This window comes from Microbacterium sp. NPDC055683, from assembly GCF_053617895.1.
Genome location: NZ_JBSHGQ010000025.1, coordinates 1 through 25489, shown reverse-complemented (window position 1 = coordinate 25489; position 25489 = coordinate 1). Strand labels below are relative to the sequence as shown.

General features: G+C 72.7%; 21 protein-coding genes. 17 read left to right on the top strand and 4 right to left on the bottom strand.

All coding sequences use genetic code 11. The features are described 5' to 3' along the window. Positions 1-31 precede the first annotated feature (31 nt). From ACWGPF_RS10885 to ACWGPF_RS10860, 6 genes are read left to right on the top strand one after another with little or no spacing between them, the layout of a single operon-like run. Positions 32-862, top strand: coding sequence for an ABC transporter ATP-binding protein (locus tag ACWGPF_RS10885; RefSeq protein WP_452332846.1), 831 nt, complete (start codon positions 32-34; stop codon positions 860-862). A 47-nt stretch (positions 863-909) separates the two neighbouring features. Then, complete coding sequence (locus tag ACWGPF_RS10880) at positions 910-1896, top strand: aliphatic sulfonate ABC transporter substrate-binding protein (protein ID WP_452332873.1); 987 nt, start codon at positions 910-912, stop codon at positions 1894-1896. Continuing rightward, entirely contained in the window at positions 1893-2735 is an 843-nt protein-coding gene (locus ACWGPF_RS10875) for an ABC transporter permease (RefSeq protein WP_452332845.1), read from the top strand. The genes ACWGPF_RS10880 and ACWGPF_RS10875 overlap by 4 nt, the downstream gene beginning before the upstream one ends. Position 2736: 1 nt before the next feature. Further along, the gene (gene acs / locus ACWGPF_RS10870; protein ID WP_452332844.1) at positions 2737-4755 is read left to right on the top strand and encodes an acetate--CoA ligase; all 2019 of its coding nucleotides are present in this window, start codon (positions 2737-2739) and stop codon (positions 4753-4755) included. Between the two features lie 7 nt (positions 4756-4762). Continuing rightward, a complete protein-coding gene (locus ACWGPF_RS10865) occupies positions 4763-6100 on the top strand; it encodes an O-acetylhomoserine aminocarboxypropyltransferase/cysteine synthase family protein (protein WP_452332843.1) in 1338 nt (445 codons plus the stop codon). Next, positions 6097-6672, top strand: a complete 576-nt coding sequence (locus tag ACWGPF_RS10860) for a CoA-binding protein (RefSeq protein WP_452332842.1) — start codon at positions 6097-6099, stop codon at positions 6670-6672. The genes ACWGPF_RS10865 and ACWGPF_RS10860 overlap by 4 nt, the downstream gene beginning before the upstream one ends. A gap of 36 nt (positions 6673-6708) precedes the next feature. Here ACWGPF_RS10860 and ACWGPF_RS10855 read toward each other — a convergent pair whose 3' ends face one another. The 4 genes from ACWGPF_RS10855 to ACWGPF_RS10840 all read right to left on the bottom strand — a co-directional run bounded on the left by ACWGPF_RS10855 (position 6709) and on the right by ACWGPF_RS10840 (position 10509). Then, a complete protein-coding gene (locus ACWGPF_RS10855; RefSeq protein ID WP_452332841.1) occupies positions 6709-7071 on the bottom strand; it encodes a VOC family protein in 363 nt (120 codons plus the stop codon). A 265-nt stretch (positions 7072-7336) separates the two neighbouring features. Beyond that, positions 7337-7822, bottom strand: a complete 486-nt coding sequence (locus tag ACWGPF_RS10850) for a tetratricopeptide repeat protein (RefSeq protein WP_452332840.1) — start codon at positions 7820-7822, stop codon at positions 7337-7339. Between the two features lie 9 nt (positions 7823-7831). Then, positions 7832-8527, bottom strand: a complete 696-nt coding sequence (locus tag ACWGPF_RS10845) for an SDR family oxidoreductase (protein ID WP_452332839.1) — start codon at positions 8525-8527, stop codon at positions 7832-7834. Further along, positions 8524-10509: an FAD/NAD(P)-binding protein gene (locus ACWGPF_RS10840; protein ID WP_452332838.1), complete on the bottom strand. Its 1986-nt coding sequence runs from the start codon at positions 10507-10509 to the stop codon at positions 8524-8526. The genes ACWGPF_RS10845 and ACWGPF_RS10840 overlap by 4 nt, the downstream gene beginning before the upstream one ends. Positions 10510-10563: 54 nt before the next feature. Between ACWGPF_RS10840 and coaE the strand changes: the two genes are divergently transcribed. The 11 genes from coaE to ACWGPF_RS10785 all read left to right on the top strand — a co-directional run bounded on the left by coaE (position 10564) and on the right by ACWGPF_RS10785 (position 25456). Beyond that, on the top strand, positions 10564-11163 hold the full coding sequence (coaE, locus tag ACWGPF_RS10835; RefSeq protein WP_452332837.1) for a dephospho-CoA kinase: 600 nt from the start codon (positions 10564-10566) through the stop codon (positions 11161-11163). Next, on the top strand, positions 11160-11921 hold the full coding sequence (locus tag ACWGPF_RS10830; protein WP_452332836.1) for a LamB/YcsF family protein: 762 nt from the start codon (positions 11160-11162) through the stop codon (positions 11919-11921). The genes coaE and ACWGPF_RS10830 overlap by 4 nt, the downstream gene beginning before the upstream one ends. Beyond that, the gene (locus ACWGPF_RS10825; RefSeq protein ID WP_452332835.1) at positions 11918-13513 is read left to right on the top strand and encodes a 5-oxoprolinase subunit B/C family protein; all 1596 of its coding nucleotides are present in this window, start codon (positions 11918-11920) and stop codon (positions 13511-13513) included. Before ACWGPF_RS10830 ends, ACWGPF_RS10825 begins: the two co-directional genes overlap by 4 nt. 58 nt (positions 13514-13571) lie before the next feature. Further along, positions 13572-15365, top strand: coding sequence for a histidine-type phosphatase (locus ACWGPF_RS10820; RefSeq protein ID WP_452332834.1), 1794 nt, complete (start codon positions 13572-13574; stop codon positions 15363-15365). A gap of 42 nt (positions 15366-15407) precedes the next feature. Continuing rightward, complete coding sequence (locus ACWGPF_RS10815; RefSeq protein ID WP_452332833.1) at positions 15408-15677, top strand: hypothetical protein; 270 nt, start codon at positions 15408-15410, stop codon at positions 15675-15677. A gap of 10 nt (positions 15678-15687) precedes the next feature. Continuing rightward, entirely contained in the window at positions 15688-17766 is a 2079-nt protein-coding gene (gene uvrB, locus ACWGPF_RS10810; protein WP_452332832.1) for an excinuclease ABC subunit UvrB, read from the top strand. Between the two features lie 125 nt (positions 17767-17891). Continuing rightward, positions 17892-20780, top strand: a complete 2889-nt coding sequence (gene uvrA, locus ACWGPF_RS10805) for an excinuclease ABC subunit UvrA (RefSeq protein WP_452332831.1) — start codon at positions 17892-17894, stop codon at positions 20778-20780. 1 nt (position 20781) lies between these two features. Further along, the gene (gene uvrC, locus ACWGPF_RS10800; protein WP_452332830.1) at positions 20782-22731 is read left to right on the top strand and encodes an excinuclease ABC subunit UvrC; all 1950 of its coding nucleotides are present in this window, start codon (positions 20782-20784) and stop codon (positions 22729-22731) included. Positions 22732-22741: 10 nt separating this feature from the next. Beyond that, entirely contained in the window at positions 22742-23611 is an 870-nt protein-coding gene (gene rapZ, locus ACWGPF_RS10795; protein WP_452332829.1) for an RNase adapter RapZ, read from the top strand. A gap of 120 nt (positions 23612-23731) precedes the next feature. Beyond that, complete coding sequence (gene whiA / locus ACWGPF_RS10790) at positions 23732-24706, top strand: DNA-binding protein WhiA (protein ID WP_452332828.1); 975 nt, start codon at positions 23732-23734, stop codon at positions 24704-24706. 123 nt (positions 24707-24829) lie between these two features. After that, a complete protein-coding gene (locus ACWGPF_RS10785) occupies positions 24830-25456 on the top strand; it encodes a superoxide dismutase (protein WP_345435075.1) in 627 nt (208 codons plus the stop codon). The last annotated feature ends 33 nt before the right edge of the window (positions 25457-25489 follow it).

Genomic DNA, 25489 nt, shown 5'->3' with positions numbered 1-25489 from the left:
CCGGACGACGCCGTCCGCGAGCATGGACGACATGCCCGCCCCGTCCGTCGCGCCCCGTGCCGCCCGCGCGGCCGGCGCCATCCGATTCGACGGCGTCGGGCGCGCCTTCCCCCTGCCGGGCGGCGACCGCGTCGTCCTGCGCGGCGTCGACCTGGCGGTCGCGGCGGGGGAGATCGTCGCCATCGTCGGCCCGTCGGGATGCGGCAAGTCGACCCTCCTCCGTCTCCTCGGCGGCCTCGACGCCCCCACGCACGGCGCCATCGCCCTCGACGGCACGCGCATCCGCGACACGGACGAGCGCACCGCCGTCGCGTTCCAGGAGCCGCGGCTGCTGCCGTGGCGGACCCTCGCGCAGAACGTCGAGATCGGCCTCCCGCGCGGCGGCGACCGGCGCGCGGGTCGGGCGCGCGTCGACGAGCTGCTCCGTCTCGTCGGGCTCGCCCACGCCGCCGGCCAGCGTCCGCGAGAGGTGTCCGGCGGGATGGCCCAGCGCGCGTCGCTCGCGCGCGCCCTCGCCCGCGACCCGGGCGTCCTGCTCCTCGACGAGCCGTTCGGCGCGCTCGACGCGCTCACCCGCCTGCGGATGCAGGACCTCCTCCTCGACATCCACGCCGCCCAGCCGACGACCGTGCTGCTCGTCACGCACGACGTCGAGGAGGCGCTCTACCTCGCCGACCGGGTCCTCCTCCTGCGCTCGCTCGCCGACGACGCCGACGCGGCGACGTCGATCGCCCGCGTCATCGACGTCCCCGGGGCGCGACCGCGCGACCGCGCGGACCGTGCCATCGCCGACCTCCGTGCCGAGCTCCTCGACGGGCTCGGCGTCGACATCCACCACCATGCACCCCAGGAGTCCCGTTGACCGCCGCCATCCGCCGCACCGTTCCCGCGCTCGCCCTGACGGGCGCCATGGCGCTCCTCGCGACGGGCTGCGTCGCCGGAGAGAACGACGCACCGGCCGCGGACGCCGCGGCCTCGAGCGGGGAGTGGTCGGACACGACGCTCTCGCTCGACTTCGCCACGTACAACCCGCTGAGCCTCGTCGTGCGCGACCAGGGCCTCATCGAGGAGGCGCTGGGCGACGACGTCGACGTCGAGTGGGTGCAGTCGGCCGGGTCGAACAAGGCCAACGAGCTGCTGCGCTCCGGCTCGATCGACGTGGGGTCGACCGCGGGCTCCGCTGCGCTCCTCGCACGCGCCAACGGGTCGCCCATCCAGGTGATCGACATCTACTCCCAGCCGGAATGGTCGGCCATCGTCGTCGGCCCCGACAGCGACATCGCGTCGGTCGACGACCTCGCCGGCGCGTCGATCGCCGCCACGAAGGGCACCGACCCGTACTTCTTCCTCCTGCAGGCGCTCGAGGAGGCCGGGCTCTCCGTCGACGACGTCGAGGTGCAGAACCTCCAGCACGCCGACGGGCGCGCGGCGCTCGACAACGGCTCGGTCGACGCCTGGGCGGGTCTCGACCCCATCATGGCCGCGGCCGAGGTGGAGTCGGGCGACGAGCTCGTCTACCGGAACGTCGACTTCAACACCTACGGCTTCCTCAACGCCACGGAGGACTTCGTCGCGAACCACGCCGACCTCGCCCAGGTCGTCGTGGACGCCTACGAGGAGGCCCGCGCGTGGGCGCTCGCCCACCCCGAGGAGACCGCCCAGCTGCTCGCCGACGTCGCGGGGATCGACCTCGCCGTCGCGACGACGGTCATCGAGGAGCGGTCGAACCTCGATGTCAGCGGGGTCCCCGGTGCCGACCAGATCGCCGTGCTCGAGCGCATCGCGCCCGTCCTCGCGGAGTCGGGGGACGTCTCCGGAGGTCAGGAGGCCGTGGACGCCGCCCTCGAGACCATCGTCCACGCCGACTTCGCGGAGCAGGCGGCGGGCGGCGAATGAGCGCCGGCATCCCTGACCAGCGGGTGGACGTCGCCGCCGGACGCGTCGCCGTCGGGCGATCGGACGCCCCCGCCCGCGCCTTCTGGGATCGCCCGTTCGTGCGCGTCGCCGGCGGATTCGCGCTCCCCGTCGCGCTGCTCGTCGTCTGGCAGCTCGTCACGACGACGGGTGCCGTGCCGGCCTACCAGCTGCCGACGCCCGGCTCCGTCCTGACCGCGGCGGGGGAGCTCGCGGCATCGGGCCAGTTGTGGACGCACATCGCGATCTCCGTGCAGCGCGTGCTCATCGGGTTCGCGATCGGCTCGGCGGTCGGGCTCGCCGCCGCGGCGATCGTCGGGCTGTCGCGGGCGGGAGACGTGCTGCTGAGCCCGATGCTCGCGGCCCTGCGCGCCGTGCCGTCGCTCGCCTGGGTGCCCCTCCTCATCCTCTGGATGAAGATCGGCGAGGAGTCGAAGATCACCCTCATCGCCATCGGAGCCTTCTTCCCCGTCTTCACGACGGTCGCCGCGGCGCTCCGCCATGTCGACCCGCAGCTCGTCGAGGCCGGCCGCTCCTTCAGCCTGCGCGGATGGTCGCTCTTTCGCACCGTGCAGCTGCCCGCCGTCGTCCCGTCGGTCGCGGCGGGCCTGCGCCTCGCCCTGGCCCAGTCGTGGCTGTTCCTCGTGGCGGCCGAGCTCATCGCGTCGTCCATGGGCCTCGGGTTCCTCCTCAACGACTCCCAGCAGACAGGGCGCGTCGACCGCATCCTGCTCGCCATCGTGCTCCTCGCCGTCCTCGGCACCGTCACGAACGCTGTGCTCGGCCTCGTCGAGCGTCGCCTCCTGCAGAAGTGGACCTGACATGACCGACGCCGAGGCCCGTCTCGTCGAGCACCGCCTGTTCCCCGTCCCCGACGGCTTCGCGGCGCAGGCGAATGCGACAGCCGAGCTCTACGCGGAGGCAGACGCCGACCCGGTCGCCTTCTGGGAGACCGCAGCGCGGCGTCTCGTGTGGGCGGAGCCATGGCACACCGCGCACACGTGGGAGCCCCCCGTGCGGGGAGCGGACGGCGAGCTCTCCGTGCCCGCCGCGCGCTGGTTCGAGGGCGGCCGGCTCAACGTCGCCTACAACTGCGTCGACCGCCACGTCGACGAGGGGCGCGGCAGCAAGGTCGCGCTGCACTTCGAAGGAGAGCCGGGCGACCGCACGACCGTCACCTACGCCGATCTGCAGCGGCGCGTCGCGCAGGCAGCGCACGCGCTCACGGCGCTCGGCATCGCGCAGGGCGACCGGGTCGTGGTGTACCTCCCCGTCCTCGTCGAGACCGTCGTCATCGCACTCGCCTGCGCACGCATCGGCGCCGTGCACTCGCTCGTCTTCGGCGGGTTCTCCGCCGAGGCCGTCCGCTTCCGGCTCGAGGACACCGGCGCGAAGCTCCTCGTCACGACCGACGGCCAGTTCCGCCGCGGCGCGGCCGTCGAGGTGAAGTCGGCCGCCGACCGGGCAGCAGAAGGCCTCCCGGCCCTCGAGCACGTGCTCGTCCTGCGGCGGACGGGACAGGACGTGCCCTGGACGGAAGGGCGCGACGTGTGGTGGCACGATGTCGTCGACACGGCGCCCGAGGCGCATGAGGCGCAGGCGTTCGATGCCGAGCACCCCCTCTTCATCATCTACACCTCCGGCACGACGGGGAAGCCCAAGGGGCTCGTGCACACGTCGGGCGGGTATCTGACGCATGCGAGCTGGGCGCACTGGGCCCACTTCGACGCCAAGCCCGACGACGTGCACTGGTGCACGGCCGACCTCGCCTGGGTGACGGCGCACACGTACGAGATCTACGGCCCGCTCTCGAACGGGCTGACGCAGGTGATCTACGAGGGCACGCCCGACACGCCGCACCGCGAGCGCCACCTGGAGATCATCGAGCGCTACGGCGTGACGGTGTACTACACGGCGCCGACGCTCATCCGCACGTTCATGACCTGGTTCGGCGACGACGTGCCCGCGGGGCACGACCTCTCGACCATCCGCCTGCTCGGCACCGTCGGCGAGGCGATCAACCCCGAGGCGTGGGTCTGGTTCCGACGCAACTACGGCCGCGACGAGACGCCCGTCGTCGACACCTGGTGGCAGTCGGAGACGGGCGCCGCGATGATCGCGCCGCTCCCGGGGGCGACGCCGCTCAAGCCGGGCTCGGCGACCGTGGCGCTGCCCGGCATCGACGCGGCCGTCGTCGACGCCGAGGGCGAGGAGGTCGCTCCGGGGCGCTCGGGCACGCTCGTCGTCCGGCGCCCGTGGCCGGGGATGGCGCGGACGGTGTGGGGAGATCCGGTCCGGTACCGCGACGCGTACTGGTCGGCCTACGCGGGGAAGGGCGCGCACGGCGGGTACTACGTCGCCGGCGACGGCGCCACGCGCGACGCCGACGGGTACGTGTGGATCCTCGGACGTCTCGACGACGTCGTGAACGTCTCCGGCCACCGCCTCTCGACGATCGAGATCGAATCGGCGCTCGTCGCGCACCCCTCGGTCGGCGAGGCGGGGTCGACGGGGGTGTCCGACCCTCTCACGGGCCAGGCCGTCGCGGCCTTCGTCGTGCCGTCGGGGGCGTCCGCCGTCTCCGTCGACGAGCTGCGCGCGCAGGTCGCCGCGGAGATCGGCCCCGTCGCGAAGCCGCGGCACGTGCACGTCGTGCCGGAGCTCCCCAAGACCCGGTCCGGGAAGATCCTGCGCCGCCTCCTGGCCCAGCTGTGGGAGGCTGAACAGGATCGCCGCGCCGGCCGCGCGCCGCAGCCCCTCGGCGACACCACCTCCCTCCAGAACCCGTGGGCGGTCGACGACATCGCGCAGGTGCTCGCCGCCGCGCCCGCCACCCGATGAGGACCCCATGACGGAAGAACACCGCTTCGGATTCCGCACGCGCGCGCTGCACGCGGGCGGGACGCCCGACGCAGCGACGGGCGCTCGCGCCGTGCCGATCTACCAGACGTCGTCGTTCGTCTTCGACGATGCCGCGGACGCCGCGAACCTGTTCGCGCTGCAGAAGTACGGCAACATCTACTCGCGCATCGGCAACCCCACGGTCGCCGCGCTCGAGGAGCGCCTGGCCTCGCTCGAGGGCGGGATCGGGGCCGTCGCCACGGCATCGGGCATGAGCGCGGAGTTCATCACGTTCGCCGCGCTCGTGGGCGCGGGCGACCACGTCGTCGCGTCCGCGCAGCTCTACGGCGGCACCGTGACGCAGCTCGACGTGACGCTGCGGCGGTTCGGCGTCGACACGACCTTCGTGCCGTCCACCGACCCCGCCGACTACGCCGCGGCCATCCGCCCGGAGACGAAGGTCGTCTACGTCGAGATGATCGGCAACCCGTCCGGCGAGATCGCCGACATCGAGGGCCTCGCCGAGGTCGCGCACGCCGCGGGCGTGCCGCTCGTCGTCGATGCGACTCTCGCCACGCCGTACCTCGCGCGCCCCCTCGAGCACGGCGCCGACATCGTCATCCACTCCGTGACGAAGTTCCTCGGCGGCCACGGGACGACCCTCGGCGGCATCGTCGTCGAGAAGGGCGCGTTCGACTGGGGCAACGGCCGGTTCCCGCAGATGACCGAGCCGGTCCCGTCCTACGGAGGCATCCGCTGGTGGGACAACTTCGGCGAGTACGGCTTCCTCACGAAGCTCCGCTCGGAGCAGCTGCGCGACATCGGCCCCGCCCTCAGCCCGCAGGCGGCGTTCAACCTGCTGCAGGGCATCGAGACGCTCCCGCAGCGCATCGACGCGCACCTCGCGAACGCGCGCGTCGTGGCGGAATGGCTCGACTCCGACCCCCGCGTCTCGTTCGTCACCTGGGCGGGGCTCCCCGGCCATCCGCACCACGAACGCGCCGCGCACTACCTGCCGCTCGGCCCCGGGTCCGTGTTCGCCTTCGGCGTCCGCCCATCGGGCGAGTTCGCCGACGACGGCGCGCGGATGGCCGCGGCCCGGGCGACGGGGGAGCGGGTCATCGACGCGCTGCAGCTCGCCTCGCACCTCGCGAACATCGGCGACGCCCGCACGCTCGTCATCCACCCCGCCTCGACGACGCACCAGCAGCTCACGCCCGCTCAGCTCGAGGCGGCGGGCGTCCCCGCCGACCTCATCCGCATCTCGGTGGGGCTCGAGGACGCCGAGGACATCCTGTGGGACCTCGACCAGGCCCTCACCGCCGCGACGGGGGAGACCCGATGACAGACTCCTGCTCCTTCACGCCGCCCGCCGACGCCTGCGCCGTACCGTCGGCGGCTCCGCAGGTGCCGTCCGACACCCCGGCGGACGGCCGCACGTGGACGGGACCCGGCCAGCAGGAGCGCTACGGCATCCTGCGGCGGGCGCGCTCGATCGCGATCGTGGGCGCATCGGGCAACCCCGCCCGTGCGAGCTACTTCGTCGCGACCTACCTGCTGTCGAGCTCGCCCTACGACGTCTACTTCGTGAACCCGCGGGCGGAGGAGATCCTGGGACGACCCGTGTACGCCTCGCTCGCCGACCTTCCCGTCGTCCCCGACATCGTCGACGTGTTCCGGCGCCACGACGACCTGCCGGGCGTCGCCAGGGAGGCCGTCGACATCGGCGCGAACACCCTGTGGCTGCAGCTCGGGTCGTGGCACGAGGGAGCGGCCGAGATCGCCGAGCGCGCCGGTCTGGCTGTCGTCATGGACCGGTGCGTGAAGATCGAGCACGCGCGCTTCCACGGCGGCCTGCACCTCGCGGGCTTCGACACCGGCGTGATCAGCGCGAAGCGCCAGCTGCTCAGCCGCTGACGCCGGCGTCACAACCCTGGCGTCACATCCCTGGCGTCACATCCCGACGATGCCCTCGAAGAGGCCGATGTCGTTGCCGTCGGGGTCGCGGAGGACCGCCCACCAGCTCGTCTCCGTGATGGGCGACTTCGCCATCACCACGGTCGCGCCCGCCGCCTCGGCCTTCGCGAGCACGTCGTCGATGGAGTCGACCTCGACGTACGACCTCGGCTGCGTGAACCCTTCCGCACGCGGCGCCAGCCCGCCGCCGGAGATGCGGTTCGGGGCCTGCCACATGGGGTAGTCCTCGAACCCGGGCGGCGCCGAGATCTCCCACCCGAACAGGCCGCGGTAGAACGCCGCGGCCTTCTCGAGGTCGGTGACGGGGATGTCGATGTGGGTGATGTCTCCGTGCGGCATGGCGCACCCCTTCCGGCGGATGGTCGACGTGTCGCCGCCACCGTATCCCCGGCCCCCGACGTCGGCAAGGGCGTCGCCCACAGCGGACGCATAGTCGGGGGACGGCGCGCACGGAGACTCGGGGGCTACCGTCGTCTCGTCGCCGCAGAAGACCGCGGCCCATCGGCTCGGGCCCTTTGGGAGAGGGGTCCGTGAGCGGATTCTCGGGAGAGGAATCCGTGGGAGAGAGAGCGCCCCGGCCGGGCACCCCCACCGGCCGGGGCGCTCATCCGTCTCCGTCCGCGAGCTCGGCTGCGTAGGCCGCCGCCGAGACGCGGTAGCGCGGCAGCGTCGGCAGGATCGGCTCGACGAGCGTGCGGACCGCGTCGGCGTGGCGGCCCGCGCTGTGCAGCGCGAGCGCGAGGAACACCTCGCGCGCCGCTCCGACGGCCGGATGCGCCGGCGTGCGCTCGAGCAGGGCGATCGCCTCGTTCACACGGCCCAGATTGCGCAGCGTCGAGGCCAGCTGCACGGCGAGCTGCGCCGCGCGGTCCGGATCGACATCGGCGATGCCGGCGCGCACGGCCGCCTCGTACTCCGCGAGCGCCTCCGGCTCGCGACCCGTGCTGTCGAACGCGCCGCCGCGCTCGAACGCTGCGATGGCGGGGTGGGGCGCGTCGGCGGCGACAGCGGCCATCCGCTCGACGAGCGTCGTCTCGTCGGGGTCGTCCCAGACGGCGGCGACCCGCCGCTCCCAGTCCTCCGCGTCCATCCCGCCAGCCTAGAGGCGGGCGATCTCCTGCCGCGGCCGCAGGGCGATGTCGGTGACCTGCGCGTCGGCGGGCAGGTCGACGACGTAGCGGACGGCCTCCGCGACCGACGTCGGCCGGATGTACCGCTCGGCCGTGTACGCCGCCTCGGGGATGCCGGCGCGCAGCATCGCGGTGTCGGTCTGGCCCGGGGCGATGGTCACGACGCGGACGCGGTGCTTCTCCTCGTCGATGCGGAGGACGTCGGCCACGGCGCGCAGCGCGTGCTTGGACGCGGTGTACACCGCGCTCCCCGGAACGGGGCGCGTTCCGGCTCCCGAGCCGATGAACACCACCGTCGCCTCGGCGGCGCGCAGGAGCGGGAGGAGGGCGCGGGTGAGGAGCGCGGGCCCCACGACGTTCGTCGTGAGTGACGCGAGCCAATCGGCCTCGGTCGCGTCCTCCACGGAGACGGCGCCGCCCACGGCGGCGACGTGGACGAGCACGTCGACGCGGTCGAGCTCGTCCGCGAACGCCGTGAGCGCGTCGCGATCCGTGACGTCGACACGGCGGGGGGCCGCGCCCGTCTCCTCCGCGAGCGCGGTGAGCACGTCGGCCCGACGGCCGAGCGCGTAGACGCGGTGCGTGCGGACGAGATCGCGCACGATCTCCGATCCCATCCCTCCGGATGCCCCCGTGACGACGGCGACGGGCAGCGGTGCGGTCATGGCGTTCTCCTCGTGAGGGCGGCGTCGATCGCCGAGCGGGCGACGCGGTCGGTCTCGCGCAGCATCGTGGGATCCGTGCGCGGCATGGGGCTGATGATGGCGTCGTGCATCGTCTGGTCGACGGGGATGCCGGCCATGTGGAACGCGCGATCGAGGGAGCCGTCCGGGTGGACGAGGCGGCCCGTCTCGGGTTCGATGTCGACACCGCCCGTGGCGAGGCCGCCGCCCGTCCGCGTGGGCGCCTCGAACGCGCGCACGCGCCCTGCGTCGGCGAGGGAGCGGACGAGCGGGTCGGCGGTCGCGTCGACGTCGTGGACGTGCATCCAGGCGTCGACGAGGACGCGCGCCCGTACCTCCGAGCCGCGGACGGCCGCCGAGACGGCGTGGAACCCCCCTGGGCCGGGCGCGACGGACGCCGCCGGCCCGATGAAGAGCACGAGGCCCGCGCGGTGGAGCGCGAGGAGCTGCGCGTTGCGGAACGCGGGCGGACCGGAGCCGACCATCCCTCCGACGGATCCCAGCTCACGGAAGCCGGACGCGCGCGACTCGGCGTCGAACCCGCCGAACGCTCCGATGCGTCCGACCGGTCCGCGCGCCGAGGCGATCGCCCACAGGGCCGCCTTCAGCGGGCTGTCCGCACCGAGCGCCGACGCGGCGAGATCGTCGGCGACGAACGCGGCCACCCACGCGTCGAACCCGGAGGGCGACGCCCAGGCGAGGCCGTCTCCGGGGAACATCGCGGCGACGAGGTCGAGCCGGTCGCGCGGATCGGGAACGGCGGCGGCGACCGCGTCGGCGAGCACGGCGACGCGCTCGCGCGTCGCCGCCCCGGGGACGCCGGCGCGCGGTGCGTCGAGGTCGGCCGCGGCGATCGCCGCGAGCGCCGCCTCGAGGTCGACGGCGCCGGGGCGCACGCGCGCGAGCGTGCGGTGATAGTCCGCGAAGGCGTCGCGCAGGATGAGCGGCCACACGAGCGCGTCGAAGTCGATCGGGCGCGGCACGGACGTCCAGTCGACGCCGCGCAGATGCGAGAGCGCCGCGCGCGGAGGGAGGGAGCCGTACTGCGTCTTCGCGCGGAACGGCACGCCGCGGTGGGAGGTGACGTGCAGCACCGGCTCGCGCCCCGACGGCTCGTAGCGGAGGCCGTCAGGGGTCTCGGCGAACCGGCCGCCCCTGCCCAGCGTGAGCAGGGCCATGGCGTCGAAGAACCCCATCCCGAGACCTCGGACGATCGCGTGCGCTCCGTCGGGCACGGCGTCGAGCCGCTGGTCGACGGGTGACTCCGGCCGCACCCACACGAGGTCGGAGTCGGCGTCGACGGCGGCGCGCACGGCCCGCTCGCCGGGCGTCGCGCCGCGCTCGAGCCACCCGGCGGCCGCGATGACGGCATCGGCGCGCAGCGCGGACCCGTCGGCGAGCGAGAGCACCTGCCGACCGTCGCGCTCGGATGCCGCGACGACCCGCCCCACTCGCTCGCGGACGCGCACGCCAGGGGGGAGGGCCGCCTTCGCGTGGCTCCAGCACCATCCGATGTACTCGCCGTAGAGCGACCGCGACGGGTGCGACTCGGGTCGCTGCGCGCGCAGCTCGGCGGCGTAGTCGGCCGCGAGCCCGGCCCGCACGGGGATGCGTCGGAAGACCGCCGCGTGCGCCGCGGGGATGTCGGAGACATCGCCGCCGTCGCCCGCGTCGTGGCGCACGAGCCGGCACCACTCGTGCAGCGTCGGCCCCACGCGGACGGGACCCGCGATCGTCGCCGCGTCGTCGGTGAAGAGGGTCACGGCGTCGGCGAGCGTGTTCATGCACAGCTCGCGCGTCTGATCTGTGCGCCAGATGCGGCCGGCCCCGATCTCGGTGTCGTCGACGATGTCGATGTCGAGCACGGCGTCGTCCGCGAGGTTCGCGCCGATCCGCTCGACGAGCGAGACGCCGCGCGGGCCGCCTCCGATGATCGCGATGGCGGGGCGGGGAGAGGAGGACATCGTGTCCATTCTCCCCCGAGGAGGAGGTGCCGGGCGCCTGCCTAGACTGGCGGCATGCCACTCGTTGCCCTCACCGGCGGGATCGCGTCGGGCAAGTCCACCATCGCACGCCGCCTGGCCGAGCACGGCGCCGTCGTCGTCGACGCCGACGCCCTCGTCCGCGAGCTGCAGCAGCCGGGGACGCCCGTGCTCGCGGCGATCGAGCGCGAGTTCGGCGAGGGGGTGGTGCGCGCAGACGGATCGCTCGATCGCGCAGCGCTCGGCGGCGTCGTGTTCGGCGACCCCGAGCGACTCGCGCGCCTCAACGCGATCGTCCACCCCGCTGTCAAGGACGAGTCGCAGCGCCGCTTCCGCGCCGCCTTCGAGGCCGATCCCGGGGCCGTCGTCGTCTACGACGTGCCGCTCCTCGCCGAGGCGCGGGGTGCGGGGGAGTGGGACGTCGTCGTCGTGGCGCACGCCCCTGCCGCGCTGCGCGCGCGGAGGCTCGTCACCGAGCGCGGCCTCACGGAGGAGGAGGCCGACGTCCGCATCGCCCGGCAGGCGTCAGACGAGGAGCGGCTGGCGTTCGCCGACATCGTCGTGGACACCTCCGGCACGCTCGACGAGACGCTCGAGCGGGCCGACGCGCTGTGGAGGGATCTGGCCCGGGCGTGATCGACCTCAACAGCGATCTGGGCGAGAACGAGCCCGATCGCGTCGTCTCCGACGACGCGGCGATGCTCGACGTCGTCACGAGCGCCAACGTCTCGTGCGGGCGGCATGCCGGGACGACCGAGGGCATCCGCGCGACGCTGGCGGCCGCCGTCGCGGCCGGCGTGACGATCGGAGCACACCCGGGCTATCCCGACCGCGCGGGATTCGGACGGCGCCGCGTCGAGGGCGCGCCCGCCGCGCTGCGTGCCGAGGTCGAGGAGCAGGTGGGCGCGCTCGCCGCGCTCGCTCGCGCCGCAGGCGGGCGGATCGCCTACGTGAAGCCCCACGGCGCGCTCTACCACGACGTCGCGCGCGATGAGGAGCGCGCCGCCGCCCTCGTCGACGCCGTGCGCGCCGTCGACGACCGCCTCGCCGTGCTCGCGCTCCCCGGCAGCGCCGTCCTGCGGCTCGCCGAGCGCGGCGGCCTCCGAGCCGTCGCCGAGGCGTTCGCCGACCGCGCCTACCTCCCCGACGGCGGCCTCGTCCCCCGCTCACGGACGGACGCCGTGCTCCACGATCCGGGCGCCGTGGCCGCGCGGATGGCACGGCTCGTGTCCGAGGGGGTGGTCGAGGCGGTCGACGGCACATCCGTGCGGGTCAGCGCCGAGTCGATCTGCGTGCACGGAGACAGCCCGGGGGCGGTCGGGATGGCCCGCGCCGTGCGGGCGCGGCTCGAGGCCGACGGCATCCCGCTCGCGTCGTTCGCGGGCGCGACATGAGGCGGGTGCTCGTCGCCTCCGACACCGCGTACCTCGTCGAGGAGGACGACGCTGAGGGCGCCTGGCGGCTCCACGCCGCCCTCGCGGCGGAGACGCCGGCCGGCGTCGTGGAGGTCGTCGCGGGCGCACGCACCGTGCTGGTGCGGTTCCGGAAGGGCACGGGGCGAGGGCTCCGCGAGCTCCTGGCGACCATCCCCGGGCGCGACCCGGGAGCGGCAGCCGGGTCGGTCGTCGCGCTCCCGGTCGTGTACGACGGGGACGACCTCGAGGCCGTCGCCGACCTCCTGGGCGCATCGCCGGATGCCGTCGCGACGCGGCACGCCGCCGCGGAATGGCGCGTCGCGTTCGCCGGGTTCGCGCCGGGATTCGCCTACCTCGTGGCCGACGACCCCCTGTTCGACGTGCCGCGGCGGGCATCGCCCCGCACCCGCGTGCCGGCGGGGTCGGTCGCGCTCGCCGGGCCCTACTCGGGCGTGTACCCGCGCGCGAGCCCCGGCGGATGGCAGCTCATCGGCCGCACGGACGCCGTGCTGTGGGATCCGGACCGCGAGCCGGCCGCGCTGCTCGCCCCGGGTGCGTCCGTGCGGTTCCTGCCGGCCCGCGACGTCGTGGCCGCATCCGCCCGAGACCCGGACAGGGCGCTCCGACACGGATCCTCGCGCGTGGTCGACATGCCGGGGGACCGCCGCGTCGCGCCCGCCGTCGTCGTGGTCGAGCCGGGCCTCCAGCTGCTCGTCGAGGACGCCGGTCGGGCGGGGCGGGCGGCCATGGGCGTGTCGCCGTCGGGGGCGGCCGACCGGACGGCGCTGCACGACGCGAACGTGGCGGTCGGCAACGACCCGGGCGAGGCGGCGCTCGAGCTGCTCCTCGGCGGCGCGGTGCTGCGCTTCCGCGCGGCCGGCGTCGCGGCGATCGCCGGCGCCCCGGTCGACGCGCTGCTGGTGCGCGGCGACGACGCGCATCCGCTCGATGCCGGCCGCCCCTTCGCCGTGGCGGACGGCGACGAGCTGCGCATCGGGCACGCCGAGCGCGGGCTGCGGGCGTACATCGCGATCCGAGGTGGTCTGGCGCTCGTGCCCGTGCTCGGCAGCCTCGCGACGGACCTGCTCGGCGGGATCGGCCCGCGAGAGCTCGGCGGGCGCGCGCTGCGGGCGGGAGACGTCCTTCCGCTCCGCGGACCGTCCGCCGCGCGACGCCTCGTCGAGCCGTGGGCCGCCCCCGCCCGTGCGCTGCGGGCGCCGGGCGAGGTCGCCGAGCTGCGCGTCGTCCTCGGCCCGCGTGCCGACCGGTTCGCGCGCGGTTCGCTGCGACGTCTCTTCGCCGACGCCTGGACCGTCACCCCGAGGTCGGACCGGACGGGCGTGCGCCTCCACGGGGCGCACCCGCTCGTGCGCACGGTCGAGTCGGAGCTCCCGAGCGAGGGCGTCGCGGCCGGAGCCGTGCAGGTGCCGTCCGACGGGCAGCCCGTGCTCTTCCTCGCCGACCACCCGGTCACGGGCGGCTACCCCGTCGTCGCGGCGGTCATCGACGACGACCTCGACCTGGCCGGCCAGCTGCCTCCCGGCGCGCTCGTGCGCTTCCGCCCCGTCTGACCGCGGCCGGCCACCCGCAGGACACCGCCGGTTCACCCTGCGCCGGTAGCGGTAGAGGGTGATCCTCCCCGCGCTCATGCCCTCCCTCCTCGTCGGCGCGCTCGCCGCGGCTCCCCTCGCGGCATCGCCAGCGCCGGACGAGGACGGCTCCTACAGCAGCAAGCAGCCGTATGTCGCTCCGACCGAGGCCGACATCGCCGCCTACCAGCCGGCGCCCGACGGGTACCGGCCGCTCGCGACCGAGTCGGTCGCGCGCCACGGCTCCCGCGGTCTGTCGAGCTACAAGTACGACGCCCTGCTCCACCTCGTCGCGCAGACCGCGCTCGCCGAGGGCGGGTTCGTCTCGCCCGAGATCGGAGCGGCGTTCGTCGCGAACCTCGACGCGATGACCGCGGCGAACGTCGAGAACGGATACGGGATGCTCACCGGGCAGGGCGAGACGCAGCATCAGGGCATCGGGCAGCGCGCGGCCGAGCGCAATGCCGACCTGCTCTCGCAGGGCGGTCGGATCGTCGCCGAGACGTCGGGCGAGGCGCGCGCGACGGAGTCGGGGGAGAGCTTCCTGCTCGGGCTCGGCGTGGAGGGCGTCGAGCTCGACGCGCGCCCCGACCTGCTCTACTTCCACGAGGTCGAGAACCCCGACGGCTCCGAGAAGGCGGCCGGATCGCCTGAGCGCGAGCGCGCGGAGGCGTACCAGGCGTACATCGAGGAGCAGACGGACGACGGCGGCACGATCGCCGCCGCCATGGACCTCATCGAGGAGCTGCCGCGCTCCGTGGAGGTCGCCGACGACCTCCTGTCCGGCATCTTCACCGCCGAGTTCATCGCGGCGATCGGCTCCGACGAGGAGCACACCTGGTTCAACACGGCCGACGGCACGCAGACGGGTGCGATCGCCTGCGCCGAAGGCGCGGATCCGGCCGCCGATCCGGATGCCTGCGGCGATCCGGAGAAGTCGATCGAGAGCTCGGTCGACGCCGCGATGACCCTGTACAACCTGTACATCATCGCCGCCGACATGGAGGAGGAGAACGTCGCGCCGCACGCGTTCGACTTCGCGCAGTACTTCGCCGGCCGTGAGGAGGACGCGGAGTGGTTCGCGTATCTGCTCGACGCGGAGGACTTCTACGAGAAGGGGCCGAGCCTGGCCGGCCACGACGAGACGTACCGGGTGGCGGAGGCGCTCCTCGACGACTTCTTCGCGACCATCGACGCCCGAGCGGCGGGCGGCGACGTCGCGGCGACGTTCCGCTTCGCGCACGCCGAGACGATCGTCCCGTTCGCGGCGCTGCTGAAGCTCCCCGGCTCCGCGGTCGCGGCGCCGGACGATGCCACGCCCGAGTCGATCGCCGACGTGTACAACGTCGCGGACAACCCGTGGCGCGGCGCAGAGGTGACCCCCATGGCCGCGAACGTGCAGTGGGACGTCGTCGCGCGCGACGGCGTCGATCCCGCGACCGGAGCCGCCTACACGCCGCTCGTCCGCATGCTCTCCAACGAGCGGGAGATCCCGTTCGCGGACGGCTGCACCCCCGTCGCCGAGGGATCGCACTGGTACAAGACGACCGAGGTGAAACGCTGTCTGACGGGGGTCGAGACGGCGGAGAGCCCGCTCATCGCGGTCGCAGCGCCCGAGCCGGAGCCGACGGCCGAGCCGACGGCGACGGCGACGACCCCGCCGACGGCGACGCCCGCTGCCGGTGCGCCGCTCGCCGCGACCGGCGCGGCCGTCGACTCGTGGGGAGGGGCAGGTGCGACGGCAGCGCTGGGCGGCGCGGCGCTGGGCGGCGCGCTGCTCGTGCCCGCTCTCATCCGCCGTCGCGCCGCGCGCGTGCGATCGCCGCGTCCGTGACGCGGGCCTCCTCCGCCGTGCGCGGAGGGGGATGATGTCGTCATGGGAGTGTTCGCGGAGCGCGATGACGAGGAGCAGCACGCGTGGGCGGCACTGCCGTCCGAGCCGGTCGAGCCGGAGCCTCCTTCGCGACGACTCGACGCTCTGCCGTCGCCCGACCCGGCGGCGGTGGACGCCGCCGGGTCCGGCACGGCGTCGTACTCGATCGTCTTCCCCGTGACGCCGCCGCCTCCCGCGGCAGCGGACGTCGCCGCCGGCGCACCGGGGCCGGATGGCGATCCGGCCGGGCCCGATGTCGGCGCGCCCTCCTAGGCTGGAGGGCATGCAGACGACACGGAGCGTGCGGCCGTTCGAGGTCATCAGCGAGTACGAGCCGAGCGGCGACCAGCCGAAGGCCATCGCCGAGCTCGCGGCGCGCATCAACGCGGGCGAGACCGACGTCGTCCTCCTCGGCGCCACGGGGACGGGCAAGTCGGCCACGACCGCGTGGCTCGTCGAGCAGGTGCAGCGGCCGACCCTCGTGCTCGCCCACAACAAGACGCTCGCGGCACAGCTCGCCAACGAGTTCCGCGACCTGCTGCCGAACAACGCCGTCGAGTACTTCGTGTCGTACTACGACTACTACCAGCCGGAGGCGTACGTCCCGCAGACCGACACCTTCATCGAGAAGGACTCGTCGATCAACGCCGAGGTGGAGCGGCTGCGCCACTCCACGACGAACGCCCTCCTCAGCCGACGCGACGTGGTCGTGGTGAGCACGGTGTCGTGCATCTACGGTCTCGGGTCGCCCGAGGAGTACCTGCGTGCGCTCGTGGCGCTGCAGGTGGGCGAACGGTACGACCGCGACGCCATCATCCGCCAGTTCGTCGCGATGCAGTACAACCGCAACGACGTCGACTTCTCGCGCGGCAACTTCCGGGTGCGCGGCGACACGATCGAGATCATCCCCGTGTACGAGGAGTACGCCATCCGGATCGAGCTCTTCGGCGACGAGATCGAGGGGCTCTACCGGCTCCATCCGCTCACGGGCGATGTGCTGGAGAGGCTGGACGCCGTCGCGATCTTCCCCGCCACGCACTACGCCGCGGGCACCGACACGGTTCAGCGCGCCATCAAGACGATCGAGGAGGAGCTCGCCGAGCGGCTGCAGGAGCTCGAACGGCAGGGCAAGCTCCTCGAGGCGCAGCGGCTGCGGATGCGCACGACCTTCGACCTCGAGATGCTGCAGCAGCTCGGCTTCTGCTCGGGCATCGAGAACTACTCGCGCCATCTCGACGGCAGGGAGGCGGGCGAGCCCCCTCACACTCTGCTCGACTTCTTCCCCGACGACTTCCTCCTCGTCATCGACGAGTCCCACGTCACCGTGCCGCAGATCGGCGCGATGTACGAGGGCGACGCCTCGCGCAAGCGCACGCTCGTCGAGCACGGCTTCCGGCTCCCCAGCGCCATGGACAACAGGCCCCTGCGGTGGGACGAGTTCAAGAACCGCATCGGCCAGACGGTGTACCTCTCCGCGACGCCGGGGCGCTACGAGATGGGCATCGCCGACGGCGTCGTGGAGCAGATCATCCGACCGACGGGGCTGGTCGACCCCGAGATCGTCGTCAAGCCCTCGAAGGGGCAGATCGACGACCTGCTCGAGGAGATCCGCGTGCGCGTGGAGAAGGACGAGCGCGTGCTCGTCACGACGCTCACGAAGAAGATGGCGGAGGAGCTCACCGACTTCCTCGGCGAGCACGGCGTGCGCGTGCGCTACCTGCACTCCGACGTCGACACGCTGCGCCGCGTCGAGCTGCTCACCGAGCTGCGACAGGGCGTCTACGACGTGCTCGTCGGCATCAACCTCCTGCGCGAGGGACTCGACCTCCCCGAGGTGTCGCTCGTGTCCATCCTCGACGCCGACAAGGAGGGGTTCCTGCGCTCCGGGACGTCGCTCATCCAGACGATCGGCCGAGCCGCCCGCAACGTGTCGGGCCAGGTGCACATGTACGCCGACAACATGACCGACTCCATGCGGAAGGCCATCGAGGAGACCGAGCGGCGCCGCGAGATCCAGACGGCGTACAACCGCGAGCACGGTATCGACCCGCAGCCGCTCCGCAAGCGCATCGCCGACATCACCGACTCGCTCGCGCGCGAGGAGGCCGACACGGCCGACCTGCTCTCGAAGCGCGACTCCGCGCGGACGAAGTCGGGCAGGGGCAAGAGCCCCACCCCGCGCCTGCGAGAGGGCATCGCGGCCGAAGGGGCGAACCAGCTCGAGGAGACGATCGCCGACCTCACGGGGCAGATGCTCACGGCCGCGGAGGAACTGAAGTTCGAGCTCGCCGCGCGCCTGCGCGACGAGGTGCAGGACCTGAAGCGGGAGCTGCGGCAGATGGAGAAGGCCGGACACGCGTGAGACCGCACGCGAGGTCGATGCGTGCGATCCGCGCGTGCATCGAGGGGTGCGCGGATCTTCGAATCCCCTGAGTGGACACGTCGAACAAACGTCCAGATGTCGGTGGGACTCCGTAGGATTGTCGGGTGCCCATCACCCCTGTCGCCTCGTCCGGAAAGATCAGCGTCCGCGGCGCCCGCGTCCACAACCTCAAGAACGTCGACCTCGACATCCCGCGCGACGCCCTCGTCGTGTTCACGGGGCTGTCCGGCTCTGGCAAGTCGAGCCTGGCGTTCGACACGATCTTCGCGGAGGGGCAGCGCCGGTACGTCGAATCGCTGAGCGCGTACGCGCGCCAGTTCCTGGGACAGGTCGACCGGCCGGACGTCGATCTCATCGAGGGACTCAGCCCCGCGGTCTCGATCGACCAGAAGTCGACGAACCGCAACCCGCGCTCGACGGTCGGCACCATCACCGAGATCTACGACTACCTCCGCCTGCTGTGGGCGCGCATCGGCGTGCCGCACTGCCCGCAGTGCGGGGAGCGCATCCAGCGGCAGACGGTGCAGCAGATCGCCGACCAGCTGATGACGCTGCCGGAGGGCACGCGGTACCAGGTCGTCGCCCCCGTCGTGACGCAGAAGAAGGGGGAGTTCGTCGACCTCTTCAAGGAGCTCGCGGCGAAGGGGTACGCACGCGCCGTCGTCGACGGCGACCTCGTCCAGCTCGCCGAGCCGCCCGTGCTCAAGAAGTCCTACAAGCACGACATCGCGGTGGTGGTCGACCGTCTCGTCGCGCGCGACGACATCCTCGGCCGTGTCACCGACTCCGTCGAGACCGCGCTCGGGCTTGCCGGCGGCGTGCTGCAGGTCAACTTCGTGGACGAGGAGGGCGACGACGCCTGGCAGTCGTTCTCGGAGAAGCTCGCCTGCCCGAACGGGCACCCGCTTCAGCTCACCGAGATCGAGCCGCGCACGTTCTCGTTCAACGCGCCGTTCGGCGCCTGCCCCGCCTGCTCGGGGCTCGGCACGCGCATGTCGGTCGACGTCGAGCTGATGCTGGGCGACGAGGAGCTCTCCATCCGCGAGGGCGTGATCGTCCCGTGGACGACCCAGGGCAAGGGGCTTTTCCAGTACTACGAGCGCCTCCTCGAGGGGCTCTCCGACGAGCTCGCGTTCTCGCTCGACACCCCCTGGCGCGCGCTGCCGCAGATCGTGCGCGATTCCGTGCTGCACGGTCAGGACTACAAGGTCAACGTGCGCTTCAAGAATCGCTGGGGGCGCGAGGTGCGCTATGCGAGCGGGTTCGAGGGCGTCGTGCCGTACATCGAGCGCCAGTACGCGCAGGCCGAGACCGACACGACGCGCGCCCGCTGGGCGGAGTATCTCCGCGAGGTGCCGTGCCCCGTGTGCGACGGCGCGCGCCTCAAGCCCGAGGTGCTCGCGGTGAAGGTCGACGGCCGCTCGATCGCCGAGACGGCGGACCTCAGCCTCGAGGACGCCCTCGCCATGATGGACGGCGTCGTGCTCACCGACCGCGAGAAGCAGATCGCGGCGCAGATCCTGCGCGAGATCCGCGTACGGCTCGAGTTCCTCATCCAGGTCGGGCTCAACTACCTCACGCTCAGTCGCGCCGCCGGCTCGCTCTCGGGCGGCGAGGCGCAGCGCATCCGCCTCGCCACGCAGATCGGAACGGGTCTGACGGGCGTGCTCTACGTGCTCGACGAGCCGTCGATCGGCCTGCACCAGCGCGACAACCGCCGGCTGATCGAGACCCTCGTGACGCTCCGCGACCTCGGCAACACGCTCGTCGTCGTCGAGCACGACGAGGAGACCATCGAGGCCTCCGACTGGGTCGTCGACATCGGGCCGCGCGCGGGCGTCGAGGGCGGGGAGGTCATCCACTCCGGGCCGTTCGAGGCGCTCGTCGGCGACGAGCGCTCGCTCACGGGCGACTACCTCTCGGGCCGTCGCGAGATCGCCGTGCCGAAGAAGCGGAGGAAGATCGACCGCAAGCGCACGCTCGGCGTCGTCGGCGCCCGCGCGAACAACCTGAAGAACGTCACCGCGGAGTTCCCGCTCGGCGTGCTCACGGCCGTGACGGGCGTGAGCGGCTCGGGCAAGTCGACGCTCGTGAACGACATCCTGTACGAGGTGCTCGCGCAGCGCCTCAACGGAGCGCGCACCGTTCCGGGCAAGCACACCCGCGTCACGGGGCTCGAGCACCTCGACAAGGTCGTGCACGTCGACCAGGCCCCGATCGGCCGGACGCCGCGATCGAACCCCGCCACCTACACGGGCGTGTTCGACCGCATCCGCAACCTGTTCGCGGAGACGCCGGAGGCGAAGGTCCGCGGCTACAAGGCGGGGCGCTTCAGCTTCAACGTCAAGGGCGGTCGCTGCGAGGCGTGCTCGGGCGACGGCACGCTGAAGATCGAGATGAACTTCCTCCCCGACGTGTACGTCGACTGCGAGGTCTGCCACGGCAAGCGGTACAACCGCGATACCCTGCAGGTGCACTACAAGGGCAAGAACATCGCCGAGGTGCTCGAGATGTCGATCGCGGAGGCGGAGCGCTTCTTCGAGCCGATCCAGGCCATCCACCGCTACATGAAGACGCTCGTCGACGTCGGCCTCGGCTACGTCCGCCTGGGCCAGGCGGCCACGACGCTGTCCGGCGGCGAGGCGCAGCGCGTCAAGCTCGCGACCGAGCTGCAGAAGCGCAGCAACGGCCGATCGATCTACGTGCTCGACGAGCCGACCACCGGCCTCCACTTCGAGGACGTGCGCAAGCTCCTCGAGGTGCTCAACGGCCTCGTCGACAAGGGCAACAGCGTCATCGTCATCGAGCACAACCTCGACGTCGTGAAGTCGGCGGACTGGATCGTCGACCTCGGACCCGAGGGCGGCTCCGGCGGGGGCACGATCGTGGCCACGGGGACCCCGGAGCAGGTGGCGCGGACGGACGGCAGCCACACCGGCGCGTTCCTCGCGGAGGCTCTCGGGATGGCCGAACGGCAGCGCAAGGCCGGCTGACGTGGCCGACCAGCTGCCCTACAAGCCGCGCGCCGGCGAGATCCCGACGAATCCGGGGGTGTACCGGTTCCGGGATGCGGGCGGGCGCGTCCTCTACGTCGGAAAGGCGAAGAACCTGCGCCAGCGGCTGTCGAACTACTTCGCGCCGCTCCACACGCTGCACGAGCGCACCCGTCGGATGGTCACGACCGCCTCCTCCGTGGAGTGGACGGTCGTGCCCACCGACGTCGACTCGCTCCAGCTCGAGTACCAGTGGATCAAGGAGTTCGACCCGCCGTTCAACGTCCGGTACAAGGACGACAAGTCCTATCCGTTCCTCGCCGTCACGCTCGGCGACGAGGCGCCGCGGGTCATGGTGACGCGCAACCGGCGCATCGCGGGAGCGAAGTACTTCGGGCCCTACCCCAAGATCTGGGCCGTGCGCGACACGATCGACCTCATGATCAAGGTGTTCCCCATCCGAACCTGCAGCGACGCGTCGTACAAGCGTGCGATGCAGACCGGCCGGCCCTGCTTCCCGGGCCAGATCGGCAAGTGCGGGGGGCCCTGCTCCCACAGGGTGACGATCGCGGAGCATCGCGCGGTGGTCGACGACTTCATCGCCTTCATGAACGGCGGGGACGAGCGCTTCACGCGCGAGCTCACCGCGCGCATGAAGGAGGCGGCGGCGGCGATGGACTACGAGCAGGCCGCGGTCTACCGCGACAAGCTGGCGTCGATCGACGCGGTCCTGAACAAGAGCGCGCTCGTCCTCCCGGATGACGCGGAGGCCGACCTGTTCGGCATCGCCGAGGACGAGCTCTCCGCCGCCGTCCACCACTTCGTGATCCGCGGTGGACGCGTGCGCGGCGTGCACTCCACGACGATCGACAAGGAGCTCGACATCTCGGGCCCCGAGCTCGTCGACCAGATCCTCCAGCGCGTCTACGGCGATGCGGAGCCCGCCGACGTGCCCCGCCGTGTGCTCGTCCCCGTCCTCCCGCCCGACGTCGCGGAGCTCGAGGAGTGGCTGGCGGCCAAGCGCGGCCGGCGGGTGGAGATCGCCGTCGCACAGCGCGGGCAGCGCGCCGAGCTGCTGCGCAACGCCACGCTCAACGCCCAGCAGGCGCTGCTGCGTCACAAGACGCGCCGCACGAGCGACTACGCCTCCCGGACCGAAGCGCTCGCCGACCTGCAGGAGGCGCTCGGGATGGCCGAGGCTCCGCTGCGGATCGAGTGCTTCGACATCTCGCACCTCCAGGGCACGAACGTCGTGGCGTCGATGGTCGTCTTCGAGGACGGCCTGCCGCGCAAGGATCAGTACCGCTCCTTCTCCATCGCGGAGACGACCGACGACACCGACTCGATGCACCAGGTCCTCACGCGTCGGCTCGCCCACCTCGACCGCCCGGAGGACGCGGAGCCCGACGCCGCGGAGCTCGCCACGAGCGACGAGGGCGAGATCGTCACGGGTCCTGCACGGCGACGGCGCTTCGCCTACCCGCCGCAGCTCCTCATCGTCGACGGCGGCCAGCCGCAGGTGGCCGCCGCCGCGCGGGCGCTCGAGGAGAGCGGGCACACCGAGATCGCGCTGTGCGGGATCGCCAAGCGCCTCGAGGAGCTGTGGCTGCCGGGGGAGGACTACCCCGTCATCCTCCCGCGGACGTCGGAGGCGCTGTATCTCGTGCAGCGCCTGCGCGACGAGGCGCACCGGTTCGCGATCACCCACCAGCGCAAGCGCCGCAAGCGCGACATCCGCACGGTGCTGAGCGAGGTGCCGGGCCTCGGCGACGCTCGCATCCGCGCCCTCCTGCGTCATTTCGGGTCGGTCGCCGCCCTGCGGGAGGGGACGATCGCGCAGATCGAGGAACTGCCGGGGATCGGCCCCAAGCTCGCGGCGACGGTCTTCGATCACCTGCATCGCGACGACGGGGCGGAGGACGGCGCCGCCGCGCAGGCGGAAGATCGGTAGGCTGACCGCGATGGCTGACACGGCGGGCGAGTTCCTCATCGTCACGGGTATGAGCGGCGCCGGCCGCTCGACGGTCGCCAACGCCCTCGAGGACCTCGACTGGTACGTCGTCGACAACCTCCCGCCGCAGATGCTGCGTCCTCTCCTGGACCTGTCCGGGCGCCTCGGGGAGCAGCTGCCGCGCGTCGCGGCCGTGGTCGACGTGCGCGGACGCGACCTCTTCGCGGAGCTCCCCGCGGCGGCGCAGGCCGTTCGCGAGCGCAGCGATCTCCGGGTCATCTTCCTCGACGCCTCCGACGAGGTTCTCGTGCGCCGGTTCGAGGCGGTCCGGCGCCCTCACCCCCTGCAGGGCGACGGTACGCTGCTCGACGGCATCCGACGCGAGCGGGAGGTGCTCGCGGCCGTGCGCGAGAACGCCGACGTGATCATCGACACGTCGCGCTACAACATCCACCAGCTCGCGAACCACGTCACCGACCTGCTCCAGGACGACGGCGCGCCGCGGCACCGCGTCACGGTCCTGAGCTTCGGCTTCAAGTACGGTCTTCCTCCCGACGCCGACCTCGTGGCCGACATGCGGTTCCTGCCGAACCCGTTCTGGGTCGACGAGCTGCGCGACCTCACGGGGCAGGACGCCGCCGTCGCCGCGTACGTGCGCGGCCAGGAGGGTGCGGAGGAGTTCCTGGACGGCTATGCGTCCGCGCTCGCTCCCGTGCTCGCGGGCTACCAGCGCGAGAACAAGAGCCACTCGACGGTGGCGGTCGGCTGCACGGGCGGGAAGCACCGGTCGGTGGCCATGGCGCAAGCCCTCGCGGAGCGCCTCGCCGACCTCCCCGGCGTCGCCGTCCGGGTGCGGCATCGCGACCTCGGTCGCGAGTGACGATCCCCTCATAACGTCGTCGGCTGGGAGTTCGCACCCGGTCGTCCGCAGACCTCGGTCGGTAAGATCGATCCTTGCGCCAAAATAGGCGAATCACCGTCTTCGAGAGTGGGGAAATCCGTGTCACTGACCGCCGATGTCAAGGCAGAGCTGATCACCGTCCGGGACCCGCGTCCCTCGGTTCGGATCGCTGAGACGACGGCCCTGCTGCGGTTCTCGGGCGGTCTGCACTCGATCGCCGGGCGCGTCGCCGTCGAGGCCGAGGTCGACTCGCCGCATCTCGCTCGTCGCGTCGCGCGCGATATCGCCGAGATCTACGGCGTGCGGCCCGAGATCGCCCACGTGCAGGGCTCCGGCTCCCAGGGCGGCGACCACTTCGCCGTGCGCGTCGTCGACGGCGGCGAGACGCTCGCCCGGCAGACAGGTCTCCTCGACCAGCGCCGTCGGCCGGTGCGCGGCCTCCCCAACCGGCTCACGACCGGCACGCGCGACGACCTCGCCGCCATCTGGCGCGGCGCGTTCCTCGGCGCGGGGAGCCTGTCGGAGCCGGGCCGGTCCGCGTCGCTCGAGATCGCCTGCCCCACGGGCGAGGCGGGGATGGCCATCGTCGGCGCGGCGGGGCGCATCGGCATCTCGGCGAAGTCGCGGGAGGTGCGCGGGGTCCCCCGCGTCGTGATCCGCGAGGCCGAGGGCATCCGCGCCATGCTGCACGCGATCGGCGCCGTGGGCGTCGCCGCGGAGTGGGACCAGATGCGCCAGCGCCGCGAGGTGCGCGCCGGCGTCAACCGGCTCGTGAACTTCGACGACGCGAACCTGCGCCGCTCCGCCCAGGCGGCCGTCGCCGCATGCGCGCGGGTCGAGCGGGCGCTCGAGATCCTCGGCGAGGACGTGCCCGACCACCTCAAGCAGGCCGGCGACCTGCGCCTCGCGCACCGCGATGCCAGCCTCGACGAGCTCGGCCACCACGCGGACCCGCCGCTCACGAAGGACGCCGTCGCCGGCCGCATCCGCCGCCTCCTCGCGATGGCCGACAAGCGCGCAGAGCAGGACGGCGTCCCCGGCACGGCGGCCGCCGTGCCCGTCGGCGCGGAGTAGTCCGACACACCGGATCCCGTCCGCCGCGCCGTCACTAGGATGGAGGGGAACCCTCCGTCCGCTGCAGCGCGGAGGCACCGACAGCGCCGCGGCGCGGCGCCGAGAGATGGGATGAACCGACGCATGGCGAAGTACACGCTCCCCGAGCTCACCTACGACTACGCGGCACTCGAGCCGCACATCAGCGCTCGCATCATGGAGCTCCACCACTCGAAGCACCACGCGACGTACGTCGCCGGCGCCAACACGGCGCTCGAGCAGCTCGCCGAGGCTCGTGCCACCGGCAACTTCGCGAACGTGAACAAGCTCGAGAAGGACCTCGCGTTCAACCTCGGTGGGCACACCAACCACTCGATCTTCTGGACCAACCTCACACCCGAGGGCCAGGAGCGCCCCGAGGGCGAGATCGCCGCGGCGATCGAGGAGTACTTCGGCGGCTTCGAGGGCTTCCAGGGCCAGTTCGCCGCCGCGGCGCTCGGCATCCAGGGCTCCGGCTGGGCCGGCGTCTTCTGGGACTCGATCGGCGAGCAGCTGATCATCCAGCAGTTCTTCGACCAGCAGTCGCAGTTCGCGGCGGGCACGGTTCCGGTCCTGCTGCTCGACATGTGGGAGCACGCCTTCTACCTCGACTACCAGAACGTCAAGGCCGACTACGTCAAGGCGTTCTGGAACATCGTCAACTGGGACAACGTGCAGACGCGTTTCGCGACGGCACGCGAGAAGACCGCCGGTCTCCTGGTAGCGTCCTGAGTGACACGGTCGTCCGCGGCGGGGTGCGAGCCC